Annotated in this window: 1 protein-coding gene; it reads right to left on the bottom strand. The window is 55.7% G+C overall.

The window, feature by feature from the left end; genetic code table 11:
* A partial coding sequence (locus tag SB658_RS24075; protein WP_410602865.1) for a LodA/GoxA family CTQ-dependent oxidase occupies positions 1 to 271 on the bottom strand: 271 nt, incomplete at both ends.

The following is a 271-nucleotide window of genomic DNA, read 5'->3' as shown; positions in this document are numbered from 1 at the left end:
AGGGTTACCTTCCATGTGACGTTGACGCCGTTGCCGGGCAGGATTTCCTTGACGACGTCTCCTTTGGCATTGAAACCATATAGCCTGAAGCGGGCAGCCTGCCGCTTTATCCTGCCGCTTTCATCCCGTATTTTCTTGAGGGGCATGGGAGGAGGCGTATCGGTTTCCGGACCGATATACATATCGGTATAGTCGTCCTCGCCGCGAATCCACGAGCCATCCTTAAGCTCACTGTTGCCAACCCGTGCGACGCCGATGCCAGGATGAATGG

The sequence above is a fragment of the Bacillus sp. SIMBA_008 genome (assembly GCF_046535495.1).
Taxonomy (GTDB): domain Bacteria; phylum Bacillota; class Bacilli; order Bacillales; family Bacillaceae; genus Bacillus; species Bacillus subtilis.
Note: the sequence above shows the minus strand (reverse complement) of the source record. Positions and strands in the feature narration are given on the sequence as shown.